Consider the following 13,526-nt stretch of genomic DNA (forward strand, 5'->3'; position numbering starts at 1 on the left):
GCCGAGCCCGGCCTGTGGATAACTTGGCTCTTTTTGGTTGTGAGGGCCGCGAATTGGGGAAGTTATCCACAGGTTTAGCGCTGGGAGCGCGGTGGCTCGGCGGCGTTGAAGCGCTCGGTGCGCAGGCGGTCGACCGCGGGGATATCCAGCGGATCGAGATCCGCGAGCGAGACGCCCATGGCTTGGGCGAGGAGCAGATCCGCGAGCTGCGGGTTTCGGGCCAAGGCGGGGCCATGCATATAGGTGGCGATGACGCTGCCCTGCACGGCGCCTTCGTAGGTGCGCTGGGTGGAGCCATCGGCAAGGTCTGCGGTGGCGGCTTGGTCGGCGTTGCCATTGCCGCGCGTCAGGGTTCCCAGCGGGCGGGCGGACGGGCCGAGGATGGTCGCGCCCAAGTGATTTTCGAAGCCGGTGAGCGGCTCGGTGAGATCTGCGGTCACGCCGGCGCCGGTAGGGGTGGAGGATACCTCGCCGATGGCGCGGTCTTGCATGCCGGCGGTGGTGGCATCGATAAGCCCGACGCCATCGATAACCCGGCCGGAGGCGCGGAAGGACTCGCCGAGGACCTGCAGGCCAGCGCAAATGGCCAAGATGGGGCGGCCGGCCGTGGCGGCGCGGGTTAGCCCGCCATCGGCAATGAGGTGCTCCGCGGCAAGAATCTGCGCGGTGTCTTCGCCGCCGCCGATGGTATAAATATCCAGCGTCTCAGGCACGGGTTCGCCAAGCCGGATGGGGTGAATTTCGGCGTCGAGGCCGCGCATGCGGGCGCGTTGGCGCAGCACGAGGGCGTTGCCGTCATCGCCGTAGGTACCGAGGACATCGGGAAGCACTAGGCCGATATTAAGCATTATTAGCCTCCTTGGACAGGGCCTTTTTCAGATCGCGGAAGGCGGTGTAATTGGCAAGGACCTCGATGCGGCCCTCAGGGCAGGCGGCGAGCGCGTCCACGGGGTCCGGGATGAGCTCGTGGGTGATATCCGCGTACACGAGGCGGACGGCAAGGTCGGTGCCGCGCTCGCCGGCGGCCTTGACGCTGAGCCCGTTAAAGCCCTCGAATTTCACGTCCCAGAGCCAGGACATGTCGATGCCATCGGCAACCTGCCCGTTCGTGGCGATGACCAGCCCATCGGCGCTGCGGTCCACCATGGACAGGGCCTCTTGCCAGCCGGCGGGGTTCTTGGCCAGCAGCAGGCGAATCTCGCGGCCCTTCCAGTGGATGGTGGAATACCGGCCGGCGACGTCATCGATGCTTTCGGCCGCGGCAATAGCGCGATCCAAGTCCACGCCAAAGCCCTCGACGGCCGCAGCGATGGCTTGCGCGGCGTTACCGCGATTGGCGCGGCCCGGCAGCGCCAGGTTCAGCGGGCGCTTTGCGGTGGGGGTAATGACGCCATGCTTGTCGATGCCCCATGTCGGCTGCGGGCGGCGGAACTCGCGGCCATCGGCAAGCGGCTTTACTGCGTACCAGTCATCCTCGGTGCGCACGACGTGGCCGCCGGTGCGCGGGCAGGTGACGGAATCGCCGAGCCAGCCCGCGCCGGCGGAGACCCAAATGACGTTCTTGGCGTCATAGGCAACCGACGTCATGAGCACGTCATCGCAATTGGCGATGACCAGCATGTCCGGGTGGGCCTCCACGGCGCCGCGGAGGGCGCGCTCGATCTTGTTGATCTCGCCGACGCGGTCGAGCTGATCGCGGGTGAGGTTGAGCAGGACGAGCGCCTGCGGGTTGAGGTTATCGGCGACGTGCGGCACGTGCAGCTCGTCGACCTCGAGGACGAGGTGCGAGGCGTCCTTGCCCGCCATGAGCGCGGAGATGATGCCGGCGTCCATGTTATCGCCGCCGTCGTTGGTGGCGACGTGGTGCTCGGCGCGGACCGCGGCGGCGAGCATGCGGGTGGTGGTGGACTTGCCGTTGGTGCCGGTGACCAGCACGGCCGGGCGCCCGCCGCCCAAGTCGCTCATGATGGAGGGGTCAATGGCATTGGCGATAAGGCCGCCGATCATTCCGCCGGCGCCCCGGCCGGTGGCGCGGGAAGCGGTGGTGGCCAGCTTCGCGGCGGATGTCGCGGCGGTGGTGCGCAACTTCTTCAAGGCACCCGGGACTGAAAAACTCATGCCCCCTAGGGTAGCCGGGGAAGTGGGTTAGGCGTTGTTCTTGGGCGCCGAGCCGCCAGAATTTCGCCGCCCCCGGCCGCGCCCGCCGCGCCTGCGCCGCCGTTTCTGGCCCTTGCTCTGGTTATTTCCGCCGCTCTTTTGCGGGGGCTGGCGCCGCGCCGGCGGCTGGGCGGTAGTGGGGTCTTCGATGCGGGTGAGGGCATCGAGAAACGCGGCATCAGACATCAGCGGGATACCCTTGCGCTGGGCGTGCATCGCCTTGCCCACGAGATCCGTGGTGACATTGCACACGACAAGCGATGCCTCGCGGGTGAGCTTTTCCGAATAGTTCAGCTCCTCGCGCATGAGGGCGGAGATAATCGTATCCGGGTCCTCCAGGATTTCGGGGGCCACGACGATTTCCATGCCGCGGCGCAGCTCCTTGCCGGGCTCGTATTTGCCGGGGTTGTGGTGCTGCACGGGGGCCTCGGCGGCATCGACGCGCACGTGCGAGCGCTGCAGGCCAAAGCGGTCGGCGCGGACCTCGTCCGGGGCATAGCTGCGCACCGGGCCGCGCTGCTGGTGCTGGTAGAGCTGGATGAGCAGCTCCGTCTCCTCCCGCGAGGTCTCCTGCTCCGGGCGGCGGGCGCGTTCCACTGTTGCCTTTGGATCGGCATCCAGGCCATTCTGCTTAGCGACGCCCCTCAGCCGCACATCATTCGACCGCACCCCCTGCGCATACGAGGTGGCCAAGGTATCGATGATGCGCACGGGCGCGGGCATGTGGCCCACCTTCTGGCGGCGCCGCTTGCCCTTATTGCGCCCGCGGTTGCGCGCGCGGTTTTGGCGGGCGGCGGTCATCATCGCGCGGCGGGCCTCGGCGACGATAAAGCCCCAGGTATAGGGGATATCGTGGACGACGAGGGTGCGGCCATCGATAAGCTTATCCAGCGACTTGAGGACTCTGCTAAAGGCCGGTGCCTGCTCGATATCCGCGACGGTCAGCCCGTGGAGGTGGTGCGGGCCGGCGTCGATATCCGGCTTGAGCACGGCGTGGAAGCGCTGGCCAATATCGCCGGCATTATCAAAGGCCACCGCATCGATGGTGACGATGCGCCCGGTCGAGGGGTGGATGCCCGTGGTCTGCAGCGTGAGGGCCACGTAGGGGTGCTTGGTGACGGTCTCGGTTTTGTCCGGCTGCTTTTGCGGCGCGCTGTCCGCGCTGGATGCGGAGGCCTCGGATGCTGTGGGGCTTGGAGCGGCCGAAGCGGCTGTATCGGCCGGGGTTTTCGGCTTCGCCGGCCCGCCGGAGGGGCGGACGGCGCGGCGCGGCCGAGACCGGCGCGGGCCCGGCTGCGCGGGGTCGGCGTCAGGATTGGCGGAGTCGGCTGCGGAGTGAGGGGACGCCTGGGCGTGGGTCCTAGCCGCATGCTGGGACGCCATAGTCGCCGGCGAGGGAGCCTGCGGCGACCGTGGGGAGGGGCCAGGTGTGTTATTCATCAACCTTAGTCTAGTATCCCGGAATTCCTGTGGCGGGACAGGGCGCGCCGTGCCTTTTCGGTGCCTAATCCGGTTTAGTGGAAACTAAACCGCGACGATGAGTACGGTCACCAGCGCCACGACGGCGACCACGGCTATGGCCGTGACCCACCACCCAGTGTGGCGCGTGGGTTCCGGGGTAGCCGTTACGGCGCGAAAGCTGCTGGTTTCGAAGGTCTCGGTCGCCGCCTGCGTGGTTGGGGTGGCAACGGCCACGGAATCCTCGTTGGAAGCGGGCCGCGGATCGCCGGCGTAGATACTCAGCACGCGATCGTTGCCGCGCGGGGCATGGTAGGCGTGGGCGAGGATGGGGGCATCGGCAAGCGGGGGCAGCGAGGGGCCCGGGGATAGGGTGGTGAGGAATGTGGGGCCGAAGAAGACATCGACGGCGTCGGTAGAAGGCACCAGGTTGACCAGCACGTGCATCCGGGCTTGGGCGGGGATATCGAGATCCGCGGGGAGATCGGTGATATCGATGGGCGGGGCGTAGCCCAGCATCGTATAGGGCCCGCCGGGCGGATTATTCGCCGGCAGGCAGAGCCCGGGGCGGGGAAGCAGGAGGGTGACGTGGCCATCGGCATGCGGCTGGGCCGTGGCGGCCGGGGTGAGACCGGCGCGGAAAAGCAGGTCGATCTCAGGGTATTCCGCGCGGTCCGCGGCGCTGATGGTGCCGATCTGGCCCTGTGCTTCCACGCTTAAACCGCCCTCCTGGCTGGGAGCCAGGGTGACGGTAAATTCCTCCGTGCCCTTCACCGATGCGCCGTGAATGGGCAAGGTCTGCACCGCGCCGAGGCCGCGGTGGGGGATGAGGTAGGTAGAAGAAGGCATAGTCGATCTTCTACCATGCCCGGCCGCGCCCGCGTTATGCCAACGCGCGGTTTACTGCGGAGGTAATCGCGTTGATGGAGGCGCGGGTCGTGGAAGCGGCGATGCCCGCGCCCCAGACCTTGTTCTGGTTGACGTCGGCGGCAATGTAGCAGGCGGCCTCGGCATCATCGCCGGCCGAGCGCGATTGCTGGGAGTAGTCGATGACATCGAAATCGATGCCCAAGGACTCCAGCGCATTGGCGTAGGCGGCGATGGGACCATTGCCGGTGCCGGTGACCTCGGATTCCTTGCCGTTGTAGGTCACGGTGGCGGTGACGGTGGCATCGGTATCTTCGGCGGAAATATTGTCGATTTCGAACGATTCCAGCTGCAGCGGGGTGGTGCGGTCCAGGAATTCGGTGGCGAAGATGTCCCACATATTCTTGGAATTGACCTCGCCGCCTTCGGTATCGGTGATTTCCTGCACGACGGTGGAGAATTCTGCCTGCATGGCGCGGGGCATGTTGATGCCGTGGTCGGTCTTCATGATGTAGGCAACGCCGCCCTTGCCGGACTGGGAATTGACGCGGATAACGGCCTGGTAATCGCGGCCCACGTCCTTCGGGTCGATGGGCAGGTAAGGCACCTCCCAGATGGCATCGCGCAGCTCTTCCCAGCTGACGTCGGTGGAATTGGCCTCTGGGCGCACCGTTGCAGCCAGCGCGTCCAAGCCCTTATTAATCGCGTCCTGGTGCGAGCCGGAGAACGCGGTAAAGACCAGTTCGCCGCCGTAGGGGTGGCGCTCCGGAACGCGCAGCTGGTTGCAGTACTCCACGGTTTCGCGGATCTTGGGCAGATCGGTGAAGTCGATCTGGGGGTCAACGCCCTGGGTGAGCATGTTCAGACCCAAGGTCACTAGGTCCACGTTGCCGGTGCGCTCGCCATTGCCAAACAGGCAGCCCTCGATGCGGTCGGCGCCGGCCATATAGCCCAGCTCGGCTGCGGCAACGCCCTCGCCGCGGTCATTGTGGGGGTGCAGCGAAATCAAGATGGAATCGCGCCGGGCCAGGTTGCGGTCCATCCACTCGATGGAATCGGCGTAGACATTCGGCGAAATCATCTCCACCGTGGACGGCAGGTTGATGATCATCGGGTCCTCGGGGCTGGGATCCATGATGGCGACCACGTCATCGCAGACCTCGCGGGCGAAATCCAGCTCGGTGCCGGTAAAGGACTCGGGGGAGTACTCCCAGCGCCAGTTGGTATCGGGGTAGTCGGCGGCAATGGATTTGATGAGCTCGGCGGCATCGGTAGCCAGCTTCTTGATGGCCGGTTTGTCCTTGCGGAAGACCACGCGGCGCTGCAGCTTCGAGGTGGAGTTATAAAAGTGCACGATGACGTTCTTGGCGCCGGCGCAGGCCTCGAAGGTGCGGCGGATCAGGTGCTCGCGGGCCTGGACGAGGACCTGGATGGTGACGTCCTCTGGAATCTTATCGCCCTCGATGATTTCGCGGACGAAGTTGAAGTCCGTCTGGGAGGCGGACGGGAAGCCCACCTCGATTTCCTTGTAGCCCATCTGCACCAGCAGGTCGAACATGCGGTGCTTGCGCTCGGGGCTCATGGGATCGATCAGCGCCTGGTTGCCATCGCGCAGGTCCACGGCGCACCACTGCGGGGCGTGGGTGATCTTCTTGCCCGGCCACGTGCGGTCCGGCAGGTCGATGTTCTCGACCTCGACGGAGAAGGGTTGGTAGCGGTCGAACGGCATGGAGGAACCGCGTTGCTTATTCCAGGAGGGCTGTCCCTCGCGGGGAGGGCCTGCAGGGGTGGTGATTTCGCGGGGTGCGCTGATGAAGGAATCGTTGGGAGACATAGTGTGCGGTGTCCTTAATATGTTTGGTGTCGGGAAGTGCGACGGCCAGCTGGGCTAAGGATTGCCAGACTCCGCGACGGGGCGCTGGCCGTAGGTTTAGGCCGAAATCCCGCCGCGGCAGATAAGGAGTAGGTCGTTCCGCAATGTCATACCGGTCACACTACAGAGAATCTCACTGCGTGGCAACATATTTCATTCAGCGGGACGCCAGAGCCCGTGGCGTACCATGCTGATGTGCCTACTGTTCCTACCACCCGCCGCCCCGCAGCCGCGCCCGCGCTGCGCTGCTGGTTTTATGCTGTGCTCGTGGCGGTTGCGGGGACGGCGATTCGCCTTAGCGTGCTCGCGGCGATGGCCGCGGCGCAGGGCGATTCCCTGTGGGGACTGCTGAATAAATGGGACGCCAACTACTACGTGGACATCGCCCGCGCGGGCTACGGCGATGAAACCACCCTCGCGTTCTTTCCCGGCTTCCCACTGGCGGTGCGGGCGGTCAGTAACCTGCTGGGGACAGATGTTGCGGGCACGGCGATGGTCCTCAACCTCTTTTTCACCATCGCCTTGGCGGCAGGTGCTATGGCGCTGGCCCGGCAGGTGGGGCTGGGCACGCGCGGCCAGGTGCTCGGCGCGACGGTGGCCACCAGCGCGCCCATGAGCATCGTTTTTGCCATGCCCTATACGGAGGCGCTCTTCGGCGCGCTCGCGATCTGGGCGGTGGTGATGCTGCACGATCAGCGCTGGATCGCGGCCGGGGTGCTCATTTTCCTTGCCTCCTTCGTCCGCCTCACCGCGGTGGATCTCATCGTGGTCTTCGCGCTCATGGTGCTTTTCAGGGCGCGGCGCACCTGGTGGGCCTGGCTGAGCGTGGCGGTATCGGCGCTGCCCCTAGCTGGCTATATCTGGTGGGCTAATCGCCATTTATCCGGTGCCGGCGGCTACTTTGGCCTGCAGGAAAAGCACTGGAATTCCGGTTTCGACGGCGGCCGCGCGACGGTGTCCTGGGTAGCGGAGACGCTGTCTAGCGCCACGAATGGTGGGTATCTGCTCAGCGCCGCGGTGATTATCGCCGCCCCCATCTGCTTGCTGTTGGCTTGGGGACGCCTGCCGCTGCCGGCCTGGCTCTTTGCCGCGGTGCTGATGGCCAATGTGCTGCTTTCCGATGGCATCATGCACTCCCGCCCCCGCCTCTTACTGCCCGCAGCGGTGGTATTGGTGCCGTGGGTGGGCAAGAAGGGGGCATCGGCAGGCGTGGGCGCCTGGGTGCTCTTCGGGGCCTGGTTTTCGGCCTATATGCTGGCCGTATTCGAGTGGGCCATCTAATTGCGCTGGCTGACTGGATTGCGGGACAAAATGATGGTCGCGGCAATCATGACGCCGAGCGCTGCCACCATGACGAGCCAGCCGGCGGTGGAATCGATGAGGAATTTTTCGCCCAAGACCATATAGCCCAGGCCAAAGGCAACGATGGGCTCGAAGATGGTCATGGCGGGCAGCGACTGCGCCAGCGGGCCGGCGTTAAAGGAGTATTGCTGCACCACGGTGCCGGTCAGGGCGAGGCCGATGAGGCCGTAGAACTGCCAGCTGCCCACCAGGACGCTCAGGCCCTCGTGGGTGAAGATATCGACCACGGCCTTGGATAGCAGGGCGACGAAGCCGTAGATGACGCCGCAGGCGGTGCCCAGGGCGAGCGGGCGCTGCTCGCGGAATTTATGGCCGGCCACGCCCAACGCGACCAAGGTGGCCAGGCCCAATAGCAGGGCGGGCCACCACTGGCTCCACTCGGGCCGAGGATTACCGGCAACGGGGCGGCCGTAGACCACCATCACGCCGACCGCAATCGTGAGCGCAATGGACCAGAACGTCTCGTGCACGGGCATGGGGCGCTTGGCATACCAGGCCGAAAGCGGCAGGGTAAACATGAGCGAGAGCACCAAAATGGGCTGGACCACCAGCAAAGTACCAAAGCCCAGGGCAACGACCTGGAGGCCATAGGCGAGTATGGCCGCGCCGGTGCCGACCCACCACAGTGGGTTGGTCATGGCGGAGCGCATGACTGAATCGTCTGCTTCAAGGGCGATGCGGTGGCGAACCACCGTGCCCCAAGCAACCGTAAGCGCGGAGGCGAGCGCGAAGAATACGGCCAGGAAGTTGCTTAACACCCGCTCAACGCTAGTAAAAAAGTCCCGGAGATGCATTTTGCTTGGCGATGCCGCCCCCGCCCCGCCGCCTCGCGCGCGCACGGGGGTGGGTGTGAATAAAATAAAAGTATTGTTTCGGAATTATGATGAGGTGTAGCGCCTTGCGGGGTAGCATAGGAATTTGACTAGTGTCCGACAGGTATTTCTGTGGCGCGCCTGCGCCCAGGAGTGCCTTTTAAAACGAAAGGTGGCAACCACACCGTGGCCCTGATCGTTCAAAAATACGGCGGCTCCTCCCTCGAATCCGCAGATCGCATCCGCGCGGTAGCGGAGCGGATTGTGGCCACTAAAAAGCAGGGCAATGATGTCGTCGTGGTGTGCTCCGCTATGGGGGATACCACCGATGAGCTTCTTGACCTTGCAGCGCAGGTCAATCCTGTTCCCCCGCAGCGCGAAATGGATATGCTCCTTACAGCGGGCGAGCGCATCTCCAATGCGCTCGTGGCCATGGCGGTGGAGTCCCTAGGTGCGAAGGCCCAGTCCTTTACCGGCTCCCAGGCGGGCGTGCTGACGACCGAGCGCCACGGCAATGCGCGCATCGTTGACGTCACCCCCGGCCGCCTGACCGAGGCCTTAGAGGATGGACAGATCTGCATCGTCGCCGGTTTCCAGGGCGTGAATAAGGACTCGCGCGATGTGACCACCCTGGGCCGCGGCGGGTCCGATACCACCGCGGTGGCCCTGGCTGCGGCGCTGAAGGCGGATGTGTGCGAAATCTACTCCGATGTCGATGGCGTCTATACCGCCGATCCGCGCATCGTCCCGGATGCGCAAAAGCTAGAAAAGCTCTCTTTTGAAGAGATGCTGGAAATGGCCGCCGTAGGATCCAAGATTCTGGTCCTGCGCAGCGTGGAATACGCCCGCGCTTTCAATGTTCCGTTGCGAGTTCGCTCGTCTTATTCAAATGACCCCGGCACGTTGGTGACCGGCTCGATGGAGGATATTCCCGTGGAAGAAGCAGTACTTACTGGTGTAGCAACTGATAAATCCGAGGCGAAGGTAACCGTGCTGGGCATCCCAGATCGCCCGGGCGAGGCCGCGAAGCTTTTCCGCGTCATCGCCGATGCGGAGATCAATATCGATATGGTGCTGCAAAACGTCTCCTCCTTGGAGGACGGCACCACCGACATCACCTTCACCTGCCCGCGCGCCGATGGCCCCCGCGCGATGGAGCTATTGAGCAAGCTGCAGTCTGAGGGCGGCTGGTCCAATGTGCTTTACGATGACCAGGTGGGCAAGGTCTCCCTCGTTGGCGCCGGCATGAAGTCCCACCCCGGCGTGACGGCGGACTTTACCGAGGCCCTGCGCGATGTGGGAGTGAATATGGAGCTTATTTCCACCTCCGAAATCCGCATCTCCATGCTGACGCGCGAGGCGGACCTAGAGAAGGCGGCGCGCGCCCTGCACGATAAATTCCAGCTCGGCGGCGAGGAAGAAGCCACCGTCTATGCTGGAACCGGACGCTAAACCAGAGCACTACAGAGCAGTTCAGAGCAATTAAGGGAAGACAATGACTACCGTTGCAGTCGTCGGCGCCACCGGCCAGGTCGGCCGCGTGATGCGCTCCATTTTGGAAGAACGCAATTTCCCGGCGGATAAGGTGCGCTTTTTCGCCTCCGCCCGCTCCGCAGGAACCGAGCTGGAATTCCGCGGCGAGCAGATCGAAGTGGAGGACTTGGCCGAGGTCACCGAAGAATCCGTGGCCGATGTCGATATCGCGGTATTTTCCGCGGGCGGGTCCACCTCTGAGAAGTGGGCCCCGGTCTTCGCCGCCGCGGGCGCTACCGTGGTGGATAATTCTTCGGCCTACCGCAAGGACCCAGAGGTCCCTCTGGTGGTAACTGAGGTAAACCCCGAGGAGGCGAAGAACCCGCCGAAGGGCATTATCGCCAATCCGAACTGCACCACCATGGCCGCCATGCCGGTGCTGAAGGTCCTGCACGATGCCGCCGGCCTCAACAAGCTGCACGTATCGTCCTACCAGGCAGTATCCGGCTCCGGCCTGGCGGGCGTGCAGACGCTGGCCGCGCAGGTCTACAGCGTGGGCGATCACAACGTGGATCTGGTCCACGATGGTTCTGCCCTCGATGATGAGGACCTGGGTCCCTTCGTTGCGCCCATCGCCTACAACGCCCTGCCCTTTGCCGGCAACCTCGTCGATGACGGCAGCAATGAGACCAACGAAGAGCAGAAGCTGCGCAATGAATCCCGCAAGATTCTCGGCCTGCCGGACCTCAAGGTCGCCGGCACCTGCGTGCGCATCCCTGTCTTTACCGGCCACACCCTGACGATCCACGCGGAGTTCGCCAAGCCCATCACCCCGGAGCAGGCCACCGAGCTCCTGAGCGATGCCCCAGGCGTGACGCTTGCCGATGTCCCCACCCCTCTCGCCGCCGCCGGCAAGGACGATTCCTTGGTCGGGCGCATCCGCCAGGATCAGACGGTAGATGACGATAAGGGACTCGTGCTTGTTGTCTCCGGTGATAACCTGCGCAAGGGCGCTGCGCTCAATACCATCCAGATCGCAGAACTCTTGGTATAGCCGCAAGGCACCACCGCGCCGGGCAGAGCTGTGAAGCCTTGCCCGGCGCTTTGCAATATGAAAAATCGGCTCCTCGCTTCCCACTGCAGGAAGGAGGAGCCGAATTGCGTTTTGCTTCGCTAAGGCTTAGTCCTTAGCCTTCGTCTTTCTTGCCAAAGTCCAAGTCACTATCGACGGAAGGTACTTCCGGCTTCGTGTGCTGGACATAGGTGACGGAAGGCGCAGGCTCCGAACGGTCATAGTCGAGTTCATCGTCCTCTTCGAGCTCCTCGTGGATGTCCTCGGCGATGTGATCGATAAACTCCTGCGTACCCATATTGGATGCTGCGGCTAGCATGCGCAGCTCGCGCTCATTCTTCTTGGTAAAGCGCTGGCGCGGGTCCAACTTGCGGGCGACGAGATCATGGGCGCGCATGCGGCGATCGGATTCATCGGCAAGCATGCCGCGGTTTTTAATGCGGTTATAAACCATCACGACAATCATCAGCAGGCCGAGGTAACCCAGGATGGGGTAGACGTTGCTGACTAGGGACTGGAAGCCGATGAAGGACAGGATGAAGCCGATGATGCAGGATGCGGCATATACGGGGTAGAAGCGCTGTGGGTTATTGCGGGTCAGGCGCTTGCCCAGCGCGTAGAACATACCGATGGCCGTGTTAAAGACCATGCCGTAGATGACGAAGGTCATCAAGACGCCGAGAACCGGGTGGATGCCGGTAATCAGCTTCAGCACCGGCATGTCCTCGCCGTTGACGTCCTTGGCCTCGAAGAAGAGGGCGAAGACGAGCAGGGCCAACAAGATGAGGTAGAGGAAACCACCGATGACGCCGCCGATGCCCACGGCGCGGTTATCCAGGAAGTTACCGCCGATGACGATGGACATGGACACGGCCGTCATGACGTTCAGGCCGGTGTAGTTCAGGGCGGAGAGCCACCAGTTTGGCAGCGAGGTATTGACATTATCGATGGCCCACGTGTTTAGGGACGCGAAGTCCACATCGGCTGTAAGGATGGTATAGCCGGTGGCCAGCACCACGAAGAAGATGATGAACGGGGTGATGGTACCGATGACGCGGGTGACGCGGTCCACGTCCATAAGGCCCACCAGCAGCACGAGGATCAGCATGACGGTGCCGCCGACCCACACAGGGATGCTGGGGAATTGCTGGTTGATATTGGAGCCACCACCGGCGAACATGACGAAACCGATGGAAAACAGCGTAATAAGCGTGGACCAGTCCAAGATCTTGGCGGTGACTGGTGAAGCGATCTTGTTATAAACAGCGGTGTGTTCCACCGCTTGGAAATAGGAGCCCAGCTGCAGGATGGACACGCCGGTGACCATCATGAGGGCGGCGGCGAGGGCGATGCCCCACAGGCCCCACTCGCCGAAAGCTACGAAGTACTGCATGGCTTCTTGGCCCGAAGCAAAGCCTGCGCCCACAACGATGCCAATAAACGCCATGGAGATTCCGATTGCGCGTTTAATCATGAGGGGAGAAACTCTCTTACTCACACTCGCCGGGCCCGGCTTTGGGAACGCGCGGGCCCGGATCGACGGTCGATTTATCACGTGTGTGTATCTAATAGAATCACATTTCACCCGTGACTTCACAGCTGAAATCGTGTCACTTTAGTATTTTTCTACCCCGCCCTCAGGCCGCATGCGCCCGCTGCGCTGCCCTAAGTACCTGCACTTTGATAAGTATTGCGGCGAAAGTATGTGTCCAAGCGCTCGAACATTCGGGGGTATTAATTTGCGCCCTCGATGAGGTCCTTGCGGGCGCGCGCCACGCGGGAGCGGATGGTGCCAACGCGCACACCGGCGATCTTGGCCGCTTCCTCATAGGTATAGCCCAGTACCTGGGTGAGGATAAGGGCTTCGCGGCGGTCGGCGGGCAGGGCATCGATAAGCGCCCGGGCATCGATCCAATCGCTCCAGGAACCGGAGTTTTCCGCGGCGGAGCCCATGGCGTCCTCGTATTGCGTGGCGGATTTGCGGGGTCGGGCCATGTCGTGGCGGATATTATCCACCCAGACGCGCCGGGCCAGCGAGAGCAACCACGTGCGTGCAGAAGAGCGGGCGGCAAAGCGCGGCAAGGCGCCGATGACGCGCAGGTAGGTCTCCTGGGTGAGATCGTCGGCGATTTCGGGGCCGCCCAGGTGGGCGAGGAGGCGCCAGACATCATCCTGGGTGGCCTTGATGAACTCCGTAAGCGCTGCTCGGTCGCCGCGCCCAGCCCGGAGGGCGAGCTCGGTGACGCGGGCGTCGTCTGCTGCGGAGTGGTGTGTCACCTGAATGAATTTACCAGTAGCTGTTGTATTTCTTAGCCAAGGTTGCGGTGGCTGGGGCATCGGCAAGCAGCACATGCGCGCATAAGGTAGCGCAGCACCGTTATACGTAGTAAGCTATGGGTTGTCCGTGATTGATAATTGACCCCAAATTATCGACTGATTGCCAGGAGGCAAA

Annotated in this window: 11 protein-coding genes; 3 read left to right on the forward strand and 8 right to left on the reverse strand. The window is 63.5% G+C overall.

What is annotated here, in order from left to right; all coding sequences use genetic code 11:
• Positions 1-74: 74 nt before the first annotated feature.
• From ACLI1T_RS00865 to leuA, 5 genes are all read right to left on the reverse strand, one after another.
• On the reverse strand, positions 75-848 hold the full coding sequence (locus ACLI1T_RS00865) for a type 1 glutamine amidotransferase (protein ID WP_411702793.1): 774 nt from the start codon (positions 846-848) through the stop codon (positions 75-77).
• Entirely contained in the window at positions 841-2,118 is a 1,278-nt protein-coding gene (locus tag ACLI1T_RS00870; protein WP_411702794.1) for a MurT ligase domain-containing protein, read from the reverse strand. The genes ACLI1T_RS00865 and ACLI1T_RS00870 overlap by 8 nt, the downstream gene beginning before the upstream one ends.
• A gap of 27 nt (positions 2,119-2,145) precedes the next feature.
• Positions 2,146-3,258, reverse strand: coding sequence for an exonuclease domain-containing protein (locus ACLI1T_RS00875; protein WP_411703274.1), 1,113 nt, complete (start codon positions 3,256-3,258; stop codon positions 2,146-2,148).
• Between the two features lie 423 nt (positions 3,259-3,681).
• The gene (locus ACLI1T_RS00880; RefSeq protein WP_239268963.1) at positions 3,682-4,464 is read right to left on the reverse strand and encodes a hypothetical protein; all 783 of its coding nucleotides are present in this window, start codon (positions 4,462-4,464) and stop codon (positions 3,682-3,684) included.
• Positions 4,465-4,498: 34 nt separating this feature from the next.
• The gene (gene leuA / locus ACLI1T_RS00885; RefSeq protein ID WP_411702795.1) at positions 4,499-6,316 is read right to left on the reverse strand and encodes a 2-isopropylmalate synthase; all 1,818 of its coding nucleotides are present in this window, start codon (positions 6,314-6,316) and stop codon (positions 4,499-4,501) included.
• A 234-nt stretch (positions 6,317-6,550) separates the two neighbouring features.
• Here leuA and ACLI1T_RS00890 point away from each other — a divergent pair, with 234 nt between their 5' ends.
• On the forward strand, positions 6,551-7,636 hold the full coding sequence (locus tag ACLI1T_RS00890; RefSeq protein ID WP_411702796.1) for a mannosyltransferase family protein: 1,086 nt from the start codon (positions 6,551-6,553) through the stop codon (positions 7,634-7,636).
• On the opposite strand, the gene ACLI1T_RS00895 is transcribed toward ACLI1T_RS00890, so the two are convergent.
• Positions 7,633-8,475 (reverse strand): DMT family transporter, encoded by an 843-nt coding sequence (locus ACLI1T_RS00895; RefSeq protein ID WP_411702797.1) that lies wholly within the window; start codon positions 8,473-8,475, stop codon positions 7,633-7,635. The two genes, ACLI1T_RS00890 and ACLI1T_RS00895, sit on opposite strands and share 4 nt — an antisense overlap.
• A gap of 240 nt (positions 8,476-8,715) precedes the next feature.
• Between ACLI1T_RS00895 and ACLI1T_RS00900 the strand changes: the two genes are divergently transcribed.
• On the forward strand, positions 8,716-9,981 hold the full coding sequence (locus ACLI1T_RS00900; RefSeq protein WP_023016575.1) for an aspartate kinase: 1,266 nt from the start codon (positions 8,716-8,718) through the stop codon (positions 9,979-9,981).
• 43 nt (positions 9,982-10,024) lie between these two features.
• Complete coding sequence (locus tag ACLI1T_RS00905) at positions 10,025-11,056, forward strand: aspartate-semialdehyde dehydrogenase (protein WP_349862130.1); 1,032 nt, start codon at positions 10,025-10,027, stop codon at positions 11,054-11,056.
• A 133-nt stretch (positions 11,057-11,189) separates the two neighbouring features.
• On the opposite strand, the gene ACLI1T_RS00910 is transcribed toward ACLI1T_RS00905, so the two are convergent.
• Positions 11,190-12,548 carry a hypothetical protein gene (locus ACLI1T_RS00910; RefSeq protein ID WP_411702798.1) on the reverse strand — a complete coding sequence of 453 codons (1,359 nt, stop codon included), beginning with the start codon at positions 12,546-12,548 and terminating at the stop codon, positions 11,190-11,192.
• A 260-nt stretch (positions 12,549-12,808) separates the two neighbouring features.
• Entirely contained in the window at positions 12,809-13,351 is a 543-nt protein-coding gene (locus tag ACLI1T_RS00915) for an RNA polymerase sigma factor (RefSeq protein ID WP_023025019.1), read from the reverse strand.
• Positions 13,352-13,526: the final 175 nt, after the last annotated feature.

It is taken from the genome of Corynebacterium tuingiense (assembly GCF_046718165.1).
Lineage (GTDB): Bacteria > Actinomycetota > Actinomycetes > Mycobacteriales > Mycobacteriaceae > Corynebacterium.

Bases quoted from the DNA above. Each gene is read 5' to 3' on its own strand.
- ACLI1T_RS00870 (WP_411702794.1), bottom strand. From the start codon at position 2,118: ATGAGTTTTTCAGTCCCGGGTGCCTTGAAGAAGTTGCGCACCACCGCC.
- ACLI1T_RS00910 (WP_411702798.1), bottom strand. From the start codon at position 12,548: ATGATTAAACGCGCAATCGGAATCTCCATGGCGTTTATTGGCATCGTT.
- ACLI1T_RS00865 (WP_411702793.1), bottom strand. From the start codon at position 848: ATGCTTAATATCGGCCTAGTGCTTCCCGATGTCCTCGGTACCTACGGC.
- leuA (WP_411702795.1), bottom strand. From the start codon at position 6,316: ATGTCTCCCAACGATTCCTTCATCAGCGCACCCCGCGAAATCACCACC.
- ACLI1T_RS00905 (WP_349862130.1), top strand. From the start codon at position 10,025: ATGACTACCGTTGCAGTCGTCGGCGCCACCGGCCAGGTCGGCCGCGTG.
- ACLI1T_RS00880 (WP_239268963.1), bottom strand. From the start codon at position 4,464: ATGCCTTCTTCTACCTACCTCATCCCCCACCGCGGCCTCGGCGCGGTG.